The 19,849-nt window shown below is 72.5% G+C and carries 21 protein-coding genes and 2 pseudogenes; 13 read left to right on the top strand and 10 right to left on the bottom strand.

All coding sequences use genetic code 11. The features are described from left to right. Positions 1-2 precede the first annotated feature (2 nt). From ACZ3IJ_RS34855 to amaP, 4 genes are read left to right on the top strand one after another with little or no spacing between them, the layout of a single operon-like run. A complete protein-coding gene (locus ACZ3IJ_RS34855; protein WP_467475003.1) occupies positions 3-194 on the top strand; it encodes a hypothetical protein in 192 nt (63 codons plus the stop codon). Positions 195-200: 6 nt separating this feature from the next. Then, a complete protein-coding gene (locus ACZ3IJ_RS34850; protein ID WP_467475001.1) occupies positions 201-554 on the top strand; it encodes a hypothetical protein in 354 nt (117 codons plus the stop codon). After that, complete coding sequence (locus ACZ3IJ_RS34845; protein WP_467474999.1) at positions 551-1,180, top strand: DUF6286 domain-containing protein; 630 nt, start codon at positions 551-553, stop codon at positions 1,178-1,180. Before ACZ3IJ_RS34850 ends, ACZ3IJ_RS34845 begins: the two co-directional genes overlap by 4 nt. 4 nt (positions 1,181-1,184) lie before the next feature. Continuing rightward, positions 1,185-1,772 (top strand): alkaline shock response membrane anchor protein AmaP, encoded by a 588-nt coding sequence (gene amaP, locus ACZ3IJ_RS34840; RefSeq protein ID WP_467474997.1) that lies wholly within the window; start codon positions 1,185-1,187, stop codon positions 1,770-1,772. A gap of 65 nt (positions 1,773-1,837) precedes the next feature. Here amaP and ACZ3IJ_RS34835 read toward each other — a convergent pair whose 3' ends face one another. From ACZ3IJ_RS34835 to ACZ3IJ_RS34810, 6 genes are all read right to left on the bottom strand, one after another. Beyond that, positions 1,838-2,593 carry an SDR family oxidoreductase gene (locus ACZ3IJ_RS34835; RefSeq protein WP_467474995.1) on the bottom strand — a complete coding sequence of 252 codons (756 nt, stop codon included), beginning with the start codon at positions 2,591-2,593 and terminating at the stop codon, positions 1,838-1,840. A 4-nt stretch (positions 2,594-2,597) separates the two neighbouring features. Continuing rightward, positions 2,598-4,382: a glycoside hydrolase family 15 protein gene (locus ACZ3IJ_RS34830; RefSeq protein ID WP_467474993.1), complete on the bottom strand. Its 1,785-nt coding sequence runs from the start codon at positions 4,380-4,382 to the stop codon at positions 2,598-2,600. Between the two features lie 52 nt (positions 4,383-4,434). Then, positions 4,435-5,235, bottom strand: coding sequence for an SURF1 family cytochrome oxidase biogenesis protein (locus tag ACZ3IJ_RS34825; protein ID WP_467474991.1), 801 nt, complete (start codon positions 5,233-5,235; stop codon positions 4,435-4,437). A 126-nt stretch (positions 5,236-5,361) separates the two neighbouring features. Continuing rightward, positions 5,362-5,595, bottom strand: coding sequence for a hypothetical protein (locus ACZ3IJ_RS34820; RefSeq protein ID WP_352192130.1), 234 nt, complete (start codon positions 5,593-5,595; stop codon positions 5,362-5,364). A 54-nt stretch (positions 5,596-5,649) separates the two neighbouring features. Beyond that, positions 5,650-6,624, bottom strand: a complete 975-nt coding sequence (locus ACZ3IJ_RS34815; protein WP_467474989.1) for a DEDDh family exonuclease — start codon at positions 6,622-6,624, stop codon at positions 5,650-5,652. A 520-nt stretch (positions 6,625-7,144) separates the two neighbouring features. After that, complete coding sequence (locus tag ACZ3IJ_RS34810) at positions 7,145-7,729, bottom strand: ArsR/SmtB family transcription factor (protein ID WP_467474987.1); 585 nt, start codon at positions 7,727-7,729, stop codon at positions 7,145-7,147. A 56-nt stretch (positions 7,730-7,785) separates the two neighbouring features. Here ACZ3IJ_RS34810 and ACZ3IJ_RS34805 point away from each other — a divergent pair, with 56 nt between their 5' ends. Continuing rightward, positions 7,786-8,355 (top strand): dienelactone hydrolase family protein, encoded by a 570-nt coding sequence (locus ACZ3IJ_RS34805; RefSeq protein WP_467475029.1) that lies wholly within the window; start codon positions 7,786-7,788, stop codon positions 8,353-8,355. 12 nt (positions 8,356-8,367) lie between these two features. Here ACZ3IJ_RS34805 and ACZ3IJ_RS34800 read toward each other — a convergent pair. Together ACZ3IJ_RS34800 and ACZ3IJ_RS34795 are read right to left on the bottom strand one after the other, a co-directional pair. Beyond that, positions 8,368-8,500 (bottom strand): annotated as a pseudogene (locus tag ACZ3IJ_RS34800) (IS5/IS1182 family transposase); the annotation flags it as partial. Between the two features lie 92 nt (positions 8,501-8,592). Beyond that, entirely contained in the window at positions 8,593-9,231 is a 639-nt protein-coding gene (locus ACZ3IJ_RS34795; protein ID WP_467474985.1) for a TetR/AcrR family transcriptional regulator, read from the bottom strand. Between the two features lie 97 nt (positions 9,232-9,328). On the opposite strand from ACZ3IJ_RS34795, the gene ACZ3IJ_RS34790 reads away from it, so the two are divergent. From ACZ3IJ_RS34790 to ACZ3IJ_RS34755, 8 genes and pseudogenes are all read left to right on the top strand, one after another. Continuing rightward, positions 9,329-10,126 carry an acetoacetate decarboxylase family protein gene (locus ACZ3IJ_RS34790; protein WP_467474983.1) on the top strand — a complete coding sequence of 266 codons (798 nt, stop codon included), beginning with the start codon at positions 9,329-9,331 and terminating at the stop codon, positions 10,124-10,126. Continuing rightward, positions 10,126-11,010 (top strand): SDR family NAD(P)-dependent oxidoreductase, encoded by an 885-nt coding sequence (locus ACZ3IJ_RS34785; protein WP_467474981.1) that lies wholly within the window; start codon positions 10,126-10,128, stop codon positions 11,008-11,010. Before ACZ3IJ_RS34790 ends, ACZ3IJ_RS34785 begins: the two co-directional genes overlap by 1 nt. Positions 11,011-11,099: 89 nt before the next feature. Beyond that, entirely contained in the window at positions 11,100-12,380 is a 1,281-nt protein-coding gene (locus ACZ3IJ_RS34780) for an amidohydrolase family protein (RefSeq protein WP_467474979.1), read from the top strand. Then, positions 12,380-13,603 (top strand): amidohydrolase family protein, encoded by a 1,224-nt coding sequence (locus ACZ3IJ_RS34775; protein ID WP_467474977.1) that lies wholly within the window; start codon positions 12,380-12,382, stop codon positions 13,601-13,603. The genes ACZ3IJ_RS34780 and ACZ3IJ_RS34775 overlap by 1 nt, the downstream gene beginning before the upstream one ends. Positions 13,604-13,635: 32 nt before the next feature. Beyond that, a pseudogene (locus ACZ3IJ_RS34770) lies at positions 13,636-13,755 on the top strand (VIT1/CCC1 transporter family protein); the annotation flags it as partial. A 115-nt stretch (positions 13,756-13,870) separates the two neighbouring features. Beyond that, positions 13,871-14,857, top strand: a complete 987-nt coding sequence (locus ACZ3IJ_RS34765; protein WP_467474975.1) for a sterol desaturase family protein — start codon at positions 13,871-13,873, stop codon at positions 14,855-14,857. Then, positions 14,854-15,534: a lysoplasmalogenase gene (locus tag ACZ3IJ_RS34760; RefSeq protein WP_467474973.1), complete on the top strand. Its 681-nt coding sequence runs from the start codon at positions 14,854-14,856 to the stop codon at positions 15,532-15,534. The genes ACZ3IJ_RS34765 and ACZ3IJ_RS34760 overlap by 4 nt, the downstream gene beginning before the upstream one ends. Positions 15,535-15,552: 18 nt before the next feature. Then, positions 15,553-16,596, top strand: a complete 1,044-nt coding sequence (locus tag ACZ3IJ_RS34755) for a zinc-dependent alcohol dehydrogenase family protein (protein ID WP_467474971.1) — start codon at positions 15,553-15,555, stop codon at positions 16,594-16,596. A 56-nt stretch (positions 16,597-16,652) separates the two neighbouring features. Here ACZ3IJ_RS34755 and ACZ3IJ_RS34750 read toward each other — a convergent pair whose 3' ends face one another. Further along, a complete protein-coding gene (locus tag ACZ3IJ_RS34750; RefSeq protein WP_467474969.1) occupies positions 16,653-17,987 on the bottom strand; it encodes a CoA transferase in 1,335 nt (444 codons plus the stop codon). A gap of 87 nt (positions 17,988-18,074) precedes the next feature. Further along, positions 18,075-19,613 carry a S8 family peptidase gene (locus ACZ3IJ_RS34745; protein WP_467474967.1) on the bottom strand — a complete coding sequence of 513 codons (1,539 nt, stop codon included), beginning with the start codon at positions 19,611-19,613 and terminating at the stop codon, positions 18,075-18,077. Positions 19,614-19,849 lie beyond the last annotated feature (236 nt).

Raw genomic sequence — 19,849 nt, 5'->3', positions numbered from 1 at the left:
GCATGAGCATGGCGATGGTCGGCCTGGTGGCCGGAATGGCCCTCGGATTCGCCGGATACTTCGGCGGCTTCGGGGCGTTCGTGCTGATCGCGGCGTTGGGCGCGATCGGCTTCGTCGTCGGGAGGTTCCTGGAGGGGGACCTCGAACCCGGCGACTTCTTCCGGGGCCGCGATCGCGGCGACCGGCTGAGGTGACGGAGGGTGACAGGGGACGCGGTGGGCCCGGCCGGCCGGGGTGCGACCACGATCGCCGACCGGGTCGTCGCGAAGATCGCCGCCCGCGCCGCGCGGGAGGCGCTCGCCGCGCTGCCCGAGGGCGGCTCCGCGCCGCACGCCTCGGTCGTCGTACGGCGTGACGTGGCGCGCGTGTCGGTCAGCCTGGAGCTGGGCTATCCCGCCGACCTCGCCGGGCAGTGCCTCGCGGTCCGCAGACGGGTGATCCACCGGCTACGGGATCTGGCCGGCATGGAGGTGCCCGAGGTGGCCGTCCATGTCGAGCGCCTGCACTCCCCGCGCACGGCGGAACGAGACCGGGACGGACGGAGACTGCGATGACCACGGACACCGGTACCGACCAGGCACCCGCACCCGGAGACCCGCCGACGGAACCGGCCGCACCGGCGAAGCCGGCTGCGCCCCGGGCCCGCCGCTTCTGGGCGGTACGGCGCATCCCGGCGGCCGTCCTCGCGCTGGTCGTCCTCGGCGGCGCCGGCCTGTTGCTCTACGACGTGGCCGCCGTACGGGCCGACCGCACGGCCATGCGCTGGCGCAGCGAACTCGCCGACCAGCTGGCGACCCGGCCGCTGGACGACACCTGGGTACTCGCCGGCGCGAGCCTCGCGGCACTGATCGGTGTCTGGCTCCTGATCCTCGCGGCCACCCCCGGGCTGCGGTCGGTCCTCCCGATGCGGCGCGACCACGAAGGCGTGCGGGCCGGCCTCGACCGGGACGCGGCGGCCCTGGCCCTGCGGGACCGCGCGATGGAGGTGTCGGGCGTGCAGTCCGTACGGGTCAAGGTGAAGCGCAGGAAGGCGGCGGTGCGGGCGGTCTCGCACTTCCGCGAACTCGACGAGGTGCGCGCCGACGTGGAGAGCGCCCTCGGGACCGGCATCGACGAACTCGGCCTCGCCCGGCCACCGGCGCTGACCGTACGGGTGGGCCGCCCGCTGAAGAAGAGGTGAAGGAGTGCCCGTCATTCTCCGGCGCGTCAATCGTGTGGTGCTCGGACTCGTGGGCCTGGTGCTCGTCGTCCTCGGCGGCGCGGTCCTCGCGGCCGGCTTCGATCTGCCGGTGCCCTCGTGGTGGCCGTGGTCCGGCCCCTCCGACGTCCTGCTGAACCGGGCCGACCGGACGCGCTGGCGCGACGAGGGCTGGTGGTGGCCGGTGGTGATCGCCGTCCTCGGCGTGATCGTGCTCCTGGCCCTGTGGTGGCTGCTGGCCCAGCTCCGGCGGTCCCGCCTCTCGGAGATCCTCATCGACACGGGGGACGGCGAGGCGGCTACGGTACGGTGCCGGTCCCTGGAGAGCGTCATCGAAGCGGACGCGACGGCCCAGGCGGGAGTGGCCCGGGCCCGGATCTTCCTGACGGGGCGCCGCACGGCCCCCCGCGCGCGCGTCGCGCTGCGCCTGGAGCCGTACGCCTCCCCGGCCGCCGCGCAGACCACCCTCGCCGCCGAGGCCCTGGACCATGCCCGCGCCTCGACCGGCCTGAGCGCCCTCCCGGCGGAGGCCCGCCTGCGCGCCGTCAAGCACCGCGCGCGCCGGGTTACCTGACGCACCGTCGTGGGCATCCGCCCCCGACGGGACGGATGCCCACCGCCCAGCCGGCCGGCCGGTGCTCAGAAGCCGTGCCGGGCCCCGCCGTCCACCGACATCATCACGCCCGTCACATACGACGCCGCGGGCGAGAGCAGGAACGCCGCCGTACGGCCGAACTCCTCCGGGGTGCCGTAGCGCCGCAGCGGGATACGGGACTCGCTCGCCGCGCGTGACGCCTCCGCGTCGCCCGAGAGGGCGTCGAGCTGACGCACCCGGTCCGTGTCGATCCGGCCCGGGAGCACGCCCACCACCCGGATGCCCCGCGGCCCCAGGTCCGCCGCCAGGGATTTCGCGAACCCGGCGAGGCCAGGCCGCAGCCCGTTGGAGATCGTCAGGCCCGGGATCGGCTCGTGGACCGAGCCGGAGAGCACGAAGCCGATGACCCCGCCCTCGGTCAGCTCGTCCGCCGCCGCCCTGGCCATCCGCACGGCCCCGAGGAAGACGGTGTCGAACGCCGACGCCCACTGCTCGTCGGTGTTGTCCGCGCCGAAACCGGGGGCGGGACCGCCGACGCTGACGAGGATGCCGTCGAAGCGCCCGAAGCGTGCCCGCGCCTCCGCGATCAGCCGGGCCGGCGCACCGGGATCGGCGTTGTCGACGGCGAGACCCGCCGCGCCCGCGCCCAGCTCGCCGACCGCCTCGCCGACCGACTTCTCCTCGCGCCCGGTGACCAGTACCTTCGCGCCCTCGGCGAGCAGCGCCTCGGCCGAGGCACGGCCGAGCCCCCGCGTCGCGCCGGTCACCACGTACACCCGGTCCTTCAGTCCAAGATCCATGGACCTATCCTGCCGGGTTCTCCCAGGGCAGCGCGAGGGCGGTCCCCACCAGTCCGATGTGGCTGAACGCCTGCGGGAAGTTGCCCAGCTGCCGCCGCGCCACCGGGTCGTACTCCTCCGCGAGGAGCCCCACGTCGTTGCAGAGCTCCACGAGGCGCTCGAAGAGCTCGCGCGCCTCGCGCTCCCGTCCGGTCATCCGCAGCGCGTCCGCCATCCAGAAGGAGCAGACCAGAAACGTTCCCTCCCCGCCGGGGAGGCCGTCGACCGAGACACCCGAGGTGCTGTAGCGGCGGACGAAGCCGCCGTGCGTCAGCTCCTTGCGCACCGCGTCCACCGTCCCCACCACCCGGGGATCGTCCGACGGCAGGAACCCGACCCGCGGGATCAGCAGCGTCGCCGCGTCCAGTTCCCGCGACCCGTACGACTGGGTGAACGTGTTGCGCTCGGGGTCGTACCCCTTGGCGCACACGTCCGCGTGGATCTCGTCCCGCATCGCCCGCCAGCGCGCCGGATCCCCGCTCAGCGACGGGTCGTCCTCCAGGGTGCGCACCGCCCGGTCGGCGGCGACCCAGGCCATCACCTTCGAGTGCACGAAGTGACGGCGCGGCCCGCGTACCTCCCACAGCCCCTCGTCCGGGTCCCGCCACGTGGACTCCAGGAAGCCGAGCAGGCTCAGCTGCAGGTTCCAGGCGTGCCGGACCGGCGGAATTCCGGCCTCCCGCGCCATGCTCAGCGAGTCTATGACCTCGCCGTACACATCGAGCTGGAACTGGTCCACGGCCGCGTTCCCGATCCGCACGGGCGCCGAGTCCGCGTAGCCGCTCAGCCAGGGCAGGGTCGTCTCGGGCAGCCGGCGCTCGCCGCCCGGCCCGTACATGATCTGCAGATCCGCCGGGTCGCCCGCCACCGCCCGCAGCAGCCAGTCGCGCCAGGCCGCCGCCTCGTCGACATAGCCGGCCGACAACAGCGCGCCCAGCGTCAGGGTCGAGTCGCGCAGCCAGCAGGAGCGGTAGTCCCAGTTCCGTACGCCGCCCAGCTCCTCCGGGAGCGAGGTGGTGGGCGCGGCGACGATGCCGCCCGTCGGCGCGTAGGTGAGCGCCTTGAGCGTGATCAGCGAGCGCATGACCGCCTCGCGGTAGGGCCCCTCGTACACGCACCGCGCCGACCAGTCCCGCCAGTCCCTCAGACAGTCCTCCAGCGCGCCGAAGGGGTCGATGAGCTCCGGGCGCGGCTCGTGCGAGGGGTGCCAGGTGAGCACGAACGCGACCTTCTCGCCCGCGTCCACCGTGAACGAGGAGCAGGTCGAGAACTGCTGGCCCCAGGTCTTCACGGGCGGCTCGCTGCGCAGCCAGACCGAGTCGGGACCGGCGACGGCCACATGATGGCCGTCGCTGCGTCGCATCCACGGCACGATCGAGCCGTAGTCGAAGCGCAGCCGCAGCACCGCGCTCATCTCGACGGTGCCACTGACGCCCTCCACGATCCGCATGACATCGGGCGCGGTGTCGCGCTGCGGCATGAAGTCGACGACCTTCACGGTGCCGGTGCGCGTCTCCCAGTACGTCTCCAGGACCAGCGAATCGCCCGCGTAGCCACGCGTGGTGCAGGTCGTGGCGCCCTTGGGGGCGATCCGCCAGTGGCCGTTGTCCTCGTCGCCGAGCAGCGCGGCGAAGCACGCGGCCGAGTCGAAGCGCGGCAGACACAACCAGTCGATCGACCCGTCGCGTCCGACGAGTGCGGCGGTCTGCAGATCGCCGATGAGGGCGTAGTCGTCGATACGTTGCGTCACGCTCTGGCGTGTTCCCGGATGGGGCGACGGTCAATCAGAGGGACGGTGTGGCCTACGCCGCGGCCGGAGCCGGCTCGGGGGTGTCCGCGCCGCCCTCGGTGCGGGCCGCGGCCTCCCGGTCGCGCTTCTCGCGGCGGACCAGGATCACCCAGCCGACGGGCACACCGGCTGTGAAGAGCCACCACTGCACGGCGTACGCCATGTGCGCGCCGATCGAGTCGTGGTCGGGCTCGGGGATCAGCTCGGGGGTGTTCCCGGCCGGCTCGGGCGCGGTCTGCTCGACGTAGCCGCCGAGCACGGTACGGCCGGTGAGCTCGGCCTGCTGTGCGCTGTTGATCAGCATCACCTGACGGTCCGGCAGTCCGCGCAGGTCCTTGATCCCGCTGGCGCCGGTCGTCTCGTCGGCCTTGAGCCGGCCGGTCAACGTCACCTCGCCCTTGGGCGCGGGCGGGACCGGGGGGTACGCCTTCTGGTCGGCCGAGGCCGGGACCCAGCCCCGGTTGACGAGGACGACCCGGCCGTCGGCGAGGGCCAGCGGCGTCAGGACGAGGAAGCCGACCTGGTCGTCGGCGTTCGTGCGACGGCGGACGACGACCTCGTGCGCGGTGTCGAAGGTTCCGGTGGCCGTGACCCGGCGCCAGTAGTCCGAGCGCGGCACGGTGTGACCGGGGGAGGTCAGCTTCTCGACGGGGAGCGGCTCCGCCTTCAGGTTCTCCGCGATCAGGGCGTTCTGCGCGACCCGGCGTTCGTGCCGGTGGAACTGCCAGAAGCCCAGCTCGATCATCGTCGGGACGAGGACGAGGGCCACGAGGGTGAGGATCACCCACTGCCGGGACAACAGGAAGCGGTACACCCCATGACCGTACAACTGTGGTCATGGGGTGCACGCACGGGGGTTCCGGTCGCCGGGGAGCGTCCCGGGCGGGACCGGGGCGTCTCCGGGCCCGGAGGCGTCCGGGGCCGCCCGTACGGCCGGGACTCAGACGTGGTCGACGATCCCCACCTTTCCCTCCGCCCGGGCGCAGTGCCCGCCGCAGTACCAGCTGCCCTCGACCTCGACTCCCTGGCCGATGATCTGGACCTTGCAGTGCTCACAGATGGGCGCCATGCGGTGAATGGCGCAGGAGAAGCAGTCGAAGACGTGCACCGCGCCCTGCGCGTGCACCTCGAAGGACATGCCGTAATCGTTTCCGCAGACCTCACAACGTGCCATGCGCCACAGGGTGCGACGTGAGCCGGGCGAGGTGCGGGCGGCACGCCCGGCGCGTCACCCGTCTGCCGGGGCCACGTCGCGCAGCAGCTGGGTGAAGGCGGCCTCGTCGACGACCGGGGTGTCGAAGGACTTCGCCTTCACCGTCTTGGAGGTGGCGGAGTCCGGATCGTTGGTCACCAGCAGGCTCGTCAGCCGGGAGACGCTCGTGGCGACATGCAGCCCCGCCTCGACGGCGCGGTCCTCGAGCAGCTCGCGGTCGATGGACGTGTCGCCCGAGAACGCCACCCGCATGCCCTGCTTGAGTGGTTTGTCCGGTTCGTAACGCCCCGGGTTCGGATACGGGCACGGCGGACGCTTCCGCGAGGGGCGCCAGCCGTTCGCGTGGTACGAGGCCTGGTGGCCGATCCGGGCCGGGGCGGGCGTGGACACCCACTCCGTCAGCGGGCGGCACTCCAGGAGCGGCAGCCGTACGTTCCGCTCGGCCGCCGCGTGCAGGCTCGGCCGGAACGCCTCGGCCAGCACCCGCGCGTCGTCCAGAGCGTTGTGCGCCTGCTCCTGGACCACCCCGAAGTGCGCGGCCAGCGACTCCAGCTTGTGGTTCGGCAGCGGCAGCGACAGCTCCTTGGCCAGCGCGATCGTGCACAGCCGCTGGCGCACGGGCGCGGTGCGCTCCGCCCGCGCGTACTCCCGCGAGATCATCGACCAGTCGAAGAGCGCGTTGTGCGCCACCAGGACCCGGCCGTCGAGCCGCTCGGAGAACTCGGCGGCGATGTCCGGGAAGAGCGGCGCGTCCTTCAGCACGTCACGGGTGAGCCCGTGGATCCAGACCGGTCCGGGGTCCCGCTCCGGGTTCACCAGCGTGTACCAGTGGTCCTCGACCTCGCCCTGGGCGTCCAGCCGGTAGACGGCAGCCGACACTATCCGGTCGTCGCGGGCGAGTCCGGTGGTCTCCACGTCGACGACCGCGTACCCCTGTGGGTAGGCGGCCGGCCACGTCGCTGCTGTCGTACGGTCGTCGAGCATGGTCACTGAGAATACGGGCCCCTGCCGACACCCCCGCCCCCCGGTGCCCCGACGGCGACAGGAACCGGCCAACCGGTCGACGCGCCGCCGAACGCGTGGCGGCCACGACGCCCGCCCTGCCGGGGAGTTCACCGGAGCCGCCGCGCGGGCTCAGCCGAGACGGGCCACCAGGTCCCCGGCGGCGGCCTGTTCGAGACCGCAGCCGTCGACCGGTCCCGGCAGCAGATGCCAGACCGTCCCGGTCGCGCCCTCGGGCGCGGGCGCGGAGACCAGGTCGCCGGAATGGACGACGGCCCGTTTTCCGTGGACGAGGTCGGTGCAGTCGCACAGCCCGACGTACGACCGGTCCGCGGCGTACAGGGCGACCGACAGGTCCAGGTCGCCCCGGGTCCTCGCCGGCTGGGGCCGGTGCAGCCTGTCCGATGGGTCAGGTGACTCGATGCCCTGTTGCCTGAGGCGGGGCCGGGGCGGTGCAGGTGTGGGTTCTGCAGGCCGTGGCTGTGGTCGGTACGACCTTCGGTACAGGTCAGTCCGCCGCGGACTCGGCCTCTGGCAGCGCCGGATGGACGGTCGGGTAGAGCCCGGCTGTGAAGCCGTACACCACGTCGCCTCCGCGCGGCAGCTGGGCGTAGTCGTTGGCGAGCTCCAGGACCCGCGACCAGAACTCGCGGGCCTGCTCCTGCGGGATCCGCACATGCCGCACGATCGAGGACAGTTGATCTGCCTGGTGTGCCGGGACCGACTCTGCTGCGGCCTTGGCGAGATCATTGGTGCAGTACGGGGTGGCGCCGACCCCGTCGGTCGGGCTGACGGTGCCGACGCGAAAGATGCGGGCGGTGCGGCCGTAGAAACGTTCCTCGATGGCCCGCACCCGGCGGGTCCGCACGACCTTCAGCAACCGGGCGTCGACCAGGACGCTCACGTGGTGCGCGACCGTGCTCTTCGGGCGGTCGAGGGCGGCGGCCAGTTCGCTCACCGTTGCGGCGCGTTCGAGGAGCAGTTCGAGGATGACGTCGCGTAGCGGGCTGGCCAGCGCGCGGAGCTGGGCCGGGGCCGTCACGTCTGTGACATCGGCGAGGTCGTAGTCGGGGAGGCGGGTACTGTTCGACACTCCTCGATTATTCTAAAGTTCCGGATCATTCGCTACTCGCCAGCAAGGGGTTGGGCATGACAGAGGTCGTACTGTTCCATCACGCGCAGGGGCTGACCCCCGGAGTCGCCGCTTTCGCCGGCGAACTCCGTGCTGTCGGCCACACCGTCCACACGCCCGATCTCTTCGAGGGGCGTACCTTCGGCTCCCTTGAGGAGGGTTCGGGCCACGTCGAGCGGATCGGCTTCCGTGAGATCACCGAGCGTGGTGTCCGCGCGGTCGAGCACCTGTCACAGGACATCGTTTACGTCGGCTTCTCGCTCGGAGTGCTGCCTGCCCAGAAGCTGGCGCAGACACGGGCGGGCGCGCGGGGTGCGCTCCTGTTCCACGCCTGCATCCCCGTGTCGGAGTTCGGCGCGGCTTGGCCTGATGGTGTGCCGGTGCAGGTGCATGCGAAGGAAGCCGACCCGATCTTCGCCGAGGACATCGACGCTGCTCGCGCGCTCGTCTCCGATTCCGCTGACGCGGAGATGTTTCTGTATCCCGGAGACGAGCACCTGTTCGCGGACCACTCGCTGCCGTCCTACGACCCGGACGCTGCCAAGCTGCTGACCCGGCGGACGATCGAGTTCCTCGGCTCGCGCTAGGTTGTCGGCGGGTCATGCGCACAGCCAGAGCCGCAGGGCTGCGACGACCACGGTGCCGTGAAAGACGTACGCCCTCTGGTCGGAACGTGCCCACTGCCCGGCTCGCCTTCAACCGGCTGATCAGCCGCTCGACTTCGTCTCTGCGGACATGGCGTGCCGCATCGAGGCCGGCGGTCCAGCTCGTCACTGACCTGCCGGACAGGTCCTGGGACGGGCCCGGACGGGCGTGCCACCGAATCAATCGGCCGTCCCGTCCCGCGGTCCCAACAGTCCCTCCACCAAGGCCCGTACGGAGGTGGTGAAGAGACGGTCGGGGTCGATCGGGCGCGCCAGGGCGCGGATGAGCTCGGGGTCGGCCGGGTCGGTCGTCTCCGTCTCCCAGAGCTCCTCCTCGGCGGGGGACTGGACCGGTGCCCGCTCGCGGTTGCGCTCCACGAGGACATAACCGACGACCTGGACCTGCACCGCCCGGACCGCCTCCGCCGCCCGCGCGCCGCGCAGGCCCGCCGCGTGCACCTCGTCGGCCAGGGCGCGCTGCGCCGGCAGGAACATCCGCTCCGTCAGGCCCCGTTCGTGGACCATCGCCACCAGATGCGGGCGGGCGCGCAGTTCGCGGCGCAGCGAGCGGGCCACCGAGACGATCCGGTCGGCAGGGGTGCGCCCGCGCGGGGTGATCGCGGCGAGATCGGCGACCGTCCGCTCGACGAGGGCGTCGAGCAGCGACTCGCGGTTGCCGACGTGCCAGTAGATCGAGGTGACCGCGGTGCCCAGTTCGGCGGCGAGCTTGCGCATGGTCAGGGCGTCCGGGCCGTGCTGCCTCACCAGAGCGGCGGCGGTCGCGAGGACCTCCTCGCGGGTGAGTGCGGTGCGCGCCATCGTCCCCCCAAGTTCTGTTGCGTGCACGCCTATTTACCCTTCATCGCCACCGGTGTAACTGTGTTACAGGCCGACGGTCCCTGAAGGGTGGTACGTCATGGCACGAGTACGGTACGGGGCGCGCACCGACGCCGAGATCACGGCGGCCCGCGCCAAGAGCAGCAAGCTTCCCGACATCTGGTCCACCGGCGTGGTCGCCGTCTGGGAGACCGATCCGGACGTGGTGGCGGCCGTCCTGCCGCCCCCGCTGAAACCCACCGGACGTCCCCTGGTGCGGGCCAACATCTCCCAGGTCGACCTGCCCGGCTACCCTCTGGGCGCCGGCTCGGTCGCCGTCGCCGCCGCCCACGGCGACCAGGAGGGCTGGTACCCGCTCGTCATGCCGATGACCCTGGAGCGGGCCCTCACGGGCGGCCGTGAGGTCTTCGGCGAGCCGAAGAAGCTCGGCCAGGTCGTCGTCGAACGCGACGGGCTCGTCGTCCGGGCCTCCCTCGGGCGCCACGGCATCGACTTCGTCGAGGTGCGCGGAGCGGTCTCCGGCCCCCTGCCCCTGCCGGAGCCCGCGGAGAAGACCGACTTCTACTTCAAGTTCCTGCCGGGCGTGGACGGCACCGGCTTCGACGCCGAGCCCGTCCTCGTCCACTGCGTCCGGGCCGAGAAGGTGCGCAGGCTGGAACGGATCACCGGCGACGTCGTCCTCCGCGAGTCCATGTACGACCCCGTCGCCGACCTCCCGGTGCGCCGGATCGTCGAGATCACCATCGGCGAGAAGACCACCGACCAGAAGGGCCGGGTCGCGGAACGGGTCAGCGCCGAGGCCCTCCTGCCGTACATCCACCAGCGCTACGACGACCCGCAGCAGATCCTCGACGGACCGCCGGAAGGGAGCGTGTGATGGAGCTGCGTCAGGGTCAGGTCGCGGTCGTCACCGGCGCGGCGAGCGGCATCGGGCTCGCGATGGCACGCCGGTTCGCCGCCGAGGGCCTCGCCGTCGTCCTCGGCGACGTGGAGGAGGGCGCGCTCGCCAAGGCGGCCGCGGAGCTGACGGAGGTCGGGGCCCAGGTCCTCGCCCGTCCCGTCGACGTCAGCGACCCGGGGTCCGTACGGGCCTTCGCCGACGCGGCGTTCACCACCTTCGGCGCGGTGCACGTCCTGTGCAACAACGCCGGGGTCGGCTCCGGCGCGGAGGGCCGGATGTGGGAGCACGAGCCCAACGACTGGAAGTGGGCCTTCTCCGTCAACGTCTGGGGCGTCTTCCACGGCATCCAGGCCTTCGTCCCGCGCATGATCGCCGGCGGCGAGCCCGGGCACGTCGTCAACACCTCCTCGGGCGACGGCGGCATCGCCCCGCTGCCGACCGCCTCCGTCTACGCCGTCACCAAGGCGGCCGTCGTCACCATGACCGAGTCGCTGTACGCCCATCTGAAGGCCGAGCACGCGCGGGTGGGGGCGTCCGTGCTCTTCCCCGGCCCGCACATGCTGCGCACCGGGCTCTGGGAGTCGCACCGCAACCGGCCCGAGCGGTACGCCAAGGAGCGGCCGCGCAGGACCCCGTACCGCAGCCTGGACCAGTGGGAGTCGGCGATGAGGGCCGCCGGGCACGAGGTCGCCTTCACACCCGTCGAGGAGGTCGCGGAGCACGTCGTCGACGGCATCCGCGCCGACCGGTTCTGGATGCTCCCGGCGAGCGAGCACAGCGACCGGCAGATCCGCGCGCGCTCGCAGTCGATGCTCGACCGCGCCGACCCGTCGTACCTGGAGAACTTCATTCTCGACTGACAGTGCCGCCCTGCCGGCCGCGATCGTCGGCCGGGGGTCCGGGGGTCGCCCCCGGGAAGGCACGGCATCCGCGACCGAGGGACTTAGCCATGAGCTTCGAGGACCCGTACCTGATCATCTCCTCCGACTGCCACGCCGGTCTGCCCACCGAGCGCTACCGGCCCTATCTCGACTCCCGGTTCCACCGCGCCTTCGACGAGTTCCTCGCCGGGCGCGACGCCCGCCGCGAGGCCATGACCCGGCTCGGGGTACGCAACGAGGCCTTCGCGAACAAGTGGTTCAGCGACAACGAGGAAGGACTGCGGGGCGGCTGGGACGCCGCGCAGCGCCTCAAGGAGCTCGACGGCGACGGGGTGGCGGCCGAGGTCGTCTTCCCCGACGCGGACGCCGTCGACAGCCAGACCGCCGCGCCCTTCGGGGTCGGCCTCGGACTCTCCGGCGACCAGGACCCCGACCTCGGCATGGCGGGCGCGCAGGCGCACAACCGCTGGCTCGCCGAGTTCGTCGGCCGGAACCCCGAGCGGCACTGCGGGGTGGCGCTGCTGCCCATCACGGCCGAGCCGTCCAAGGTCGTCGCCGAGATCCACCGGGCCAAGGAGTCCGGGCTCGGGGCGCTGATGATCCCCTCGATGTGGGTGGACAGGGAGCCGTACCACGACCCGCGCTACGAGCCGGTCTGGGCGGCAGCCGCCGAGACCGGGATGCCGCTCGTCACCCACTCCGGCGCCGCGCCGCGCGAGGAGTACGGCGACCACCTCGGCATCTACGTCAGCGAGGTCACCTGGTGGCCCGCCAGGCCGCTGTGGTTCCTCCTCTGGTCCGGGGTCTTCGAGCGCCACCCGGGGCTGAGGTTCGGTGTCGCCGAATCGGGCTGCTGGTGGCTGCCGAACCTGCTCTGGTTCATGGACCGCCTCTACCTCGGCGCGCACGGCGGCAAGAAGCTGTCCCCGTTCGCCGAACTCAGGCGCCCGCCGAGCGAGTACCTCGACCGCCAGGTCTTCATCTGCGCCACCAACACCAAGCGGCGCGAGCTGGCCCAGCGGTACGAGATCGGCGTGGACAACATCCTGTGGGGCTCGGACTTCCCGCACCCGGAGGGGACCTGGCCCCACACGCGCGCGTGGCTGGGGAACACCTTCCACGACATCCCGGTCGCGGAGACGCGGCGGATGCTGGGCCTCGCCGCGGCGGAGGTCTTCGGATTCGACACCGAGGCGCTGGCTCCGCTCGCCCGCCGCATCGGCCCCACCCCCGCCGAACTGGGCCAGTCGCCCGACCAGGCCGCGGTCGAGGCCTCCTGGGCCCGCTCCCGCGAGGTCGGCCGCCACTGGCTGACGGACCACGACTTCCCCACCCTGGGGGTGAACTGATGGACCGGTACACCGTCATCTCGGCGGACTGCCACGCGGGCGCCGACCTCCTCGACTACAAGCCGTACCTGGAGAAGAGGCACCACGACGCCTTCGACGCCTGGGCGGCCGGCTACGTCAACCCGTACGAGGACCTCCTCGCCGACACCGCCGACCGCAACTGGAACTCCGGCCGCCGGCTGCGCGAGCTGGAGGCGGACGGGATCGTCGCCGAGGTCGTCTTCCCCAACACCATCCCGCCGTTCTTCCCCTCCGCCTCCCTGATGGCCCCCGCGCCGAGCCGGGAGGAGTTCGAGCAGCGCTGGGCCGGGCTGCGCGCGCACAACCGCTGGCTGGCCGACTTCTGCGCGGACGCGCCCGGCCGCCGGGCGGGCGTCGCGCAGATCCTCCTCAACGACGTCGACGAGGCCGTGAAGGAGATCAGCCGCACCAAGGAGGCCGGCCTCACCGGCGGGATCCTCCTGCCGGGCGCCCCGCCCGGCAGCGGGATCCCCGAGCTGTACTCGCAGACGTACGACCCGATCTGGGCGGTCTGCGCGGAGCTGGACGTCCCGGTCAACCACCACGGCGGCTCCGCCTCGCCGCCGCTCGGCGACGAACCGGCGGCGCGCGCGGTCTTCATGGTGGAGACGACGTGGTTCTCGCACCGGGCGCTCTGGCACCTCGTCTTCGGCGGCGCCTTCCGCCGCCACCCGGAGCTCAGGCTGGTCCTCACCGAGCAGGGCTCGGGCTGGATCCCCGGGGTCGTGGAGATGCTGGACTACTACCACGCCCGCCTGGTCGCGGCGGCCTCCCGGGCGGCCACCGCCGAGTCCAAGTTCGGCGCGGGACTGGCGGAGTCGATGGGCAAGGGCCCCAGCGAGGTCTGGCGCGACAACTGCTTCGTCGGCGCGAGCTTCATGCGCCCGCACGAGGTGCCGCTGCGCGACCGGATCGGCATCGACAAGATCATGTGGGGCAGCGACTACCCGCACGACGAGGGCACGACGCCGTACTCCCGCGAAGGCCTCCGCATCGCCTACGCGGGGCTGCCGAGGGAGGAGGTGGCGGCGATGGCCGGAGGCAACGCGGCCCGCGTCTACGGCTTCGACCTGCCGTTCCTGGACACCCTGGCCGCCGTGCACGGCCCGACCGTCGAGGAGATCGCCGAGCCCCTGAAGGAGGTCCCGGCGGGCGCCACGAGCCCCGCCTTCGCGCCGGGCGGGTCGGTACGCGTGTGGTGACGGACCGGACGAGCCCCTCCCCGGCCGACTGACGAACCCGCCCCCACGACGAGGCCCACGGCGGAGGTCTCCGCACCCGTCCCAACCGGCTCCGGGCCGCCGTGCTCGGAGCCGACGACGGAGTCGTCTCCACCGCGGGCCTCGTCGTCGGCGATCGCGTGCGAAGACGCTTGTCGGAAGGTGCCAAAGCCTGCTGACAAGTCGTCTCGCATACTTGTGGGTAACGACGTCTAGTCGCGCCCGGCCCGCGCCCCTACCGTCTTCGGCATGCCGAACCTGCCCGATGTCGTGCTCTGGTCCATACCGGCGTTCGTCCTGCTGACCGTCGTCGAGATGGTCAGCTACCGCCTCCATCCCGACGACGACGCCGCCGGGTACGAGGCCAGGGACGCCGCCACCAGCATCGGCATGGGGCTCGGGAGTCTCTTCGTCGACCTTCTGTGGAAGATCCCGATCGTCGCGATCTACACGGCCGTCCACGAGCTCACCCCGCTCCGCGTCCCCGTCCTGTGGTGGACGATCCCGCTGATGCTGCTCGCCCAGGACTTCTTCTACTACTGGTCGCACCGCGGTCACCACGTCATCCGGATCCTGTGGGCCTCCCACGTCGTGCACCACAGCAGCCGCAGCTTCAACCTCTCCACCGCGCTGCGCCAGCCCTGGACCGGCTTCACGTCCTGGCCGTTCTACCTGCCGATGATCGCGCTCGGCGTCCACCCGGCCGCCGTGGCCTTCTGCTCCTCGGTCAGCCTCGTGTACCAGTTCTGGATCCACACCGAGCGCATCGACAGGCTCCCCCGGCCCTTCGAGTACGTCCTCAACACCCCCTCCCACCACCGCGTCCACCACGCCTCGCAGGGCGGCTACCTGGACCGGAACTTCGGCGGCATCCTGATCCTCTGGGACCGGATGTTCGGCTCCTGGGTGGCGGAGACCGAGCGGCCCGTCTTCGGGCTCACCAAGAACATCGAGACCTACAACCCGCTGCGCGTCGCCACCCACGAGTACGCCGCCATCGTCCGGGAGGTGCGGTCCGCGACCGGCTGGCACGAGCGCGCCGGGCGGGTCTTCCGGGGGCCGGGATGGCAGCCCGCCGCCACGTCCGTACCCGCCGTCGCGTCCGTACCCGCCGCATCGGCCGTACCCGGCGCCGTGCCCGGGCCCGCCGTCGCGCACGGCACCGGCTCCGCCTCCGTGCCGGGGCCCGCCGTCCCGCACGGCACCGGGCCCGCCGCCGCGGAGACGATCGCGTGAGCACCCGTACCGCGGGCCCCGCCGCCCCCTCCACCGCCGCCCCCGTCGCCGCGCTCTCCCGTGTCCTCCTCGCCGCCTTCGCGCTCGCCGTCGCCGTCGACCTCGGCTCCCTCCTCGCCGGTGCCGAACTCGGACACCGGATCGCCAAACCGCTGCTGATGCCGCTGCTCGCCGCGTACGCCGCCACCCGCGGCGCCCCCGAACTCCTGCTCGGCGCGCTGCTTCTCGGCTGGGGCGGCGACGTCCTCCTGCTCGCCGACGCCGACTGGGCCTTCCTCGCCGGCATGGGCTCCTTCGCCGCCGGTCACATCTGCTACCTCGCGCTCTTCGGGCGACGGCGCGCGTCCGTCACGCTCGGCATCGCGTACGCCGCCGCCCTCCTCGGCACGGTCGTGCTCCTCTGGCCCGACCTCCCCGCCGGACTGCGGATCCCCCTCGCCGGCTACTCGCTCCTGCTCGGCGCGATGGCGTACCGCTCCGGGTCCCTCGGGCTCACGGCGGGCACGGGCGGCGCGCTCTTCCTGCTCTCCGACACCCTGATCGCGACCGGGATCGCCGAGTGGCCCCAGCCGCCCGGCACCGCCGTCTGGGTCATGGCCACCTACATCGCCGCGCAGTACCTGCTGACCGCGGGGGTGCTCACACAGGCGTACGGTGAGCGGAGTACCGCCGACTGAGAGCAAGGACCGTCCGTCATGCGCGCCACCACCATCCACGCCCCGTTCGACATGCGCGTGGAGGACGTGCCCGACCCCGTGATCCAGGACCCCGCCGACGTCGTCGTCCGGGTCCTGCGCGCCTGCATCTGCGGCAGCGACCTGTGGGCCTACCGCGGCGTGGCCGCCCGGCAGCCCGGCCAGCGCATCGGGCACGAGTTCCTGGGCATCGTCGAGGCAGCAGGCCCGGACGTCTCCGGCTTCGCCGCCGGTGACCTGGTCGTCGCGCCCTTCGTCTGGTCCGACGGCACCTGCGAGTACTGCTCCGAGGGCCTGCAGACCTCCTGCCCGCGGGGCGGCTTCTGGGGCTCGGTCGGCTCCGACGGCGGCCAGGGCGAGGCCGTCCGGGTCCCCTTCGCCGACGGCACCCTCGTCAAGCTGCCCGCCGAGGCCGCCTCCGACGACCGTCTGCTGACCGCGCTCCTCGCCCTTTCCGACGTCATGGGCACCGGCCACCACGCCGCCGTCGGCGCGGGCGTGCGCAAGGGCTCCACGGTCGCGGTCGTCGGCGACGGCGCCGTGGGCCTGTGCGGCGTCCTCGCCGCGAAGCGGCTCGGCGCCGAGCGGATCATCGCGCTCGGCCGCCATTCCGTCCGTACCGACATCGCCCGCGCGTTCGGCGCCACCGACGTCGTCGCCGAGCGCGGCGAGGCCGCCGAGGCCGCCGTACGCGAGCTCACCGGCGGCCAGGGCGCCCACAGCGTCATCGAGGCGGTCGGCACGGAGCAGTCGATGCGCACGGCCGTCGCCATCACCCGCGACGGCGGCTCCATCGGCTACGTCGGCGTCCCGCACGGCAGCGGTACGGGGCTCGACCTCTCCGTCATGTTCGACCGGAACATCGCGCTGCGGGGCGGTGTCGCGCCCGTCCGCGCGTACATCCCCGAGCTGCTCCCGGACGTCCTCGACGGCACCATCGACCCGTCCCCGGTCTTCGACGTGACGGTCGACCTCGACGGCGTCCCGGCCGGCTACAAGGCCATGGACGACCGCACCGCCCTGAAGGTCCTCGTCAAGCCCTGACGGCCGCACGAGGCCCGGGGCGCCGCTCGGCGCCCCCGTGCGCCGCGTCGCCCGGCTCAGGCCCCCGACCACACCGGGTCGTCGCCGCCCTGGCGGCCCGGTGGGCGCGACCACGCCGTGGGGCCGCCCTCGTACCGCACGGGCGACACCGCGTGACGCAGCAGTCCCAGCGGGCCGGACGTCTCCGTGAGGTGGTCCTCGGGCACGTAGCGGGGGAGGGCGTGCGCCAGCCAGTGGCCCGTCTGCGCCAGGGCCAGGCGTACGAGACGCGTGCCGCCCTCGCTCTCCTGCTCCGTCAGGGACCGCAGCACGGCCGCCGCGAGCAGATACCCCGACCCGTGGTCCAGGGCCTGCGCGGGCAGCGCCCCCGGCTCGTCCGCCGAGCCCTCGGCCGCCGCGATCCCCGTCGCCACCTGCACCAGGCTGTCGAAGCCGCGCCGCTCGCCCCACGGCCCGTAGTCGCCCCACGCCGAGATCCGCGCGATCACCAGACCGGGCCGGTGCAGACCGAAGCGCTCCAGGGCGCCGGGGCGATAGCCGGTGACCAGGACGTCCGCCTCGTCCAGCAGCGCGTCCAAGGCGCGCCGGTCCGCAGGCCGGTCCAGGTCCAGCGCCGCCGTCCGCTTGCCGACGTTCGTGTCCGCGTGCTGGTCGGGCAGTTCGGGGTTGCCCGGCGGGTCGATACGGAGCACGTCGGCGCCGAGCAGCGCCAGCGTCCTCGTCGCCACCGGTCCGGCGAGGACCCGGGTCAGGTCCAGGACGCGCAGGGGCCCCGCGCGCCGCTTCCCGCCCGCGCGCCGCTTCCCGGCCGGGGCCGCGTCGTCCAGCCGTTCCCGCGTCAGCAGCGGCCGCGCCGCCACCTCCCGGCCCTGCTCGTGCGCCGCCCACTCCTCAGGAGTCCGCAGCGCGACCGCCAGCCCGCCGGCCGCGTAGGCCGCCGTCTCGACCTCGACCGCCCTCCGCTCGGCGATCGCCGCCGCCACGGCCTCCACCGACTCCACCGACTCCTCCCGGACGCCCAGCGCGGAGAGCAGCGCCGCCCGGTGGTGGGGGTAGTTCGCGTGCGTACGGACCCAGCCGTCGGACGCCTTCCAGAAGCGGGACAGGGGCGCGAAGTTCACCGGAGCCCGACCGTCGACCCGGAGGTGTCGTTCGCTCACGAAGGCCGTGGCGACGGCCCCGTCGTCCACCCGGACCCTTCCCGGCAGGCCGCCCCGCTCGACCGCGGCCAGGCCCGCGACCGCCACCGTCGCCCGCGCGAGGTCCATCACCGGCAGCCGCGCCGACAGGAGCCCCGACGGACCGGTGAACGCCACCCGGTCCACCAGGGCGGGATCGCCGCCCAGGGCCGACCACAACAACTCCGTACCCGTACGCACTGTGTTGTCCATCCCGGCATGATGGCACTGCGTGCCACGCAAAGGGGTCCCGGTGTGGCTCACCACACCGGGACCCCCTGACTGACTCAGGCGTCGTGCCTACCGGCGCACGGCGTCCAGCGCGTTCACGAGACCGGCTCCGTAGAAGCCGTTCTTGTTCTTGCCGCCCACGCAGACCGCGTCGACGGTGCCGTCGGCGTTGATGTCGTACGGGTTGGTGCAGGCGCGGTCGTCGGCCTGCGCGTACAGCAGGGCCTTGAGCGCGGCCGGGCTGGCCTTCGGGTGCGTCGACTTCAGCAGCGCGAGCACACCGGCGGCGTGCGGCGAGGCCATCGACGTACCGGCCTTGTAGTTGAAGCCGCCGTTGACCGTGGTCGACAGGATCCGGCCGTTGACCGCCGGAGCGTCCGGGGTCTGGTACTCCGTGCGGTCGCCACCGGGCGCCGCGACGTCGATGATCCCGTCACCGTAGTTGGAGTACGAGGCCTTCAGGTCCTTGGCACCGGTCGCGGAGACCGTGACCACGCCGGGCAGCATCGCCGGGTAGTCCAGGCACTCCTTCGGGTCGACGACCCGCGTCACCGGCGTGGTGTCGTTCGGGCTGCTGTCGTCGGTGAGCTCGTCCGACGCCAGGTCCATGGCCGAGTTGCCGGCCGCCGCCACGTTGACGGTGCCCTTGCGCTCCGCGTAGCGGGTCGCGCGGGTCACGGCCTCGATCAGGGCCTTCTGGTCGGCGTCGTTCTTGCACGCGAACAGCCACGGGTCCGTGTAGTAGCTGTTGTTGGTGACGTCGACGCCGTGCTCGGCCGCCCACACGAAGCCGCAGACGACGGCCTCGGTGTAGAAGAAGCCGTCAGGGGTGGAGACCTTGATGCCCGAGACCTTCACGCCCGGCGCGACACCGGTGATGCCGGTGCCGTTCTTGGCGGCGGCGATCGTGCCGGCGACGTGCGTGCCGTGGTCGCTCTCGCCCGGGTTCGGACGCCACGAGCCGGGGGTGATGTCCGGCTTGCCCGTCACGCAGTTGGCCGAGGCCCTGGCGTCGAAGTTCGGCGCCAGGTCCGGGTGCGTGTCGTCGACACCCGTGTCGATGACGCCCACCGTGACGTTCCGGCTGCCGAGCGTCCGCTTGTGGGCCTTGTCCGCCTGGATGGCGGGCAGGTCCCACTGCAGCGGCTCGAGGGCGTCCTGGTCGTCCGTCGCGCGGGCCGCGGCGGACGTGGCCTCGGACGCGGTGAGCGCCTGGCCGCCCTCGCCGACGGAGGTGTCCGTCTGGACGGAGAGCGGGGCGGTGCGGGTCGAACCGGCCGACACCACACCGCGGGTCTTACGGATCGTCGTCGCGAACTCGGGGTTCTGCGAGTGGACGACGATGACGCCTATCTGGTCATAGGAGATGACCACCGTGCCACCGGCCTTGGCTATCGCCTTCTTCACCGAGGCGGCCGTCTTGCGACCCCCGTCGACGTTGACGACGTACGACAGCTTCGGGGCACTCGTCGAGACGGCGGGCGTCGCCGGGGTGTCGCTCGCCACCGCGGCGGAGGCGCCGGTCGGAAGGAAGCCGAGCGAGGCCGTGAGCGCGAGTCCGGCCGGCAGAGCGAGTACTCGGCCGCGTCTCGATCCCAGATGAGCCATGGGTTCTCCACATCATCCGTATGTACTGCCCGCCGGCGGATTGCGGACGGGCAGGTGCATGACGAGTGAAGCTATCGCTGATCTTCCCGCCCCATCAATGAGTTGAGAGGATTTCCTGCATTTCCGGAGGAAGATCCAGAAGAAGATCCAGGGAAGAAAACCACTCCGGTGAACCACTTCGCCGCGCGCCCCGTGCCGTTGTGCAGGGGAGGAGCTCCGGTCGGAGCCCGTTCCCC

It is taken from the genome of Streptomyces sp. NPDC013317, assembly GCF_055563155.1.
This window is presented reverse-complemented; position numbering and strand designations above follow the sequence as displayed.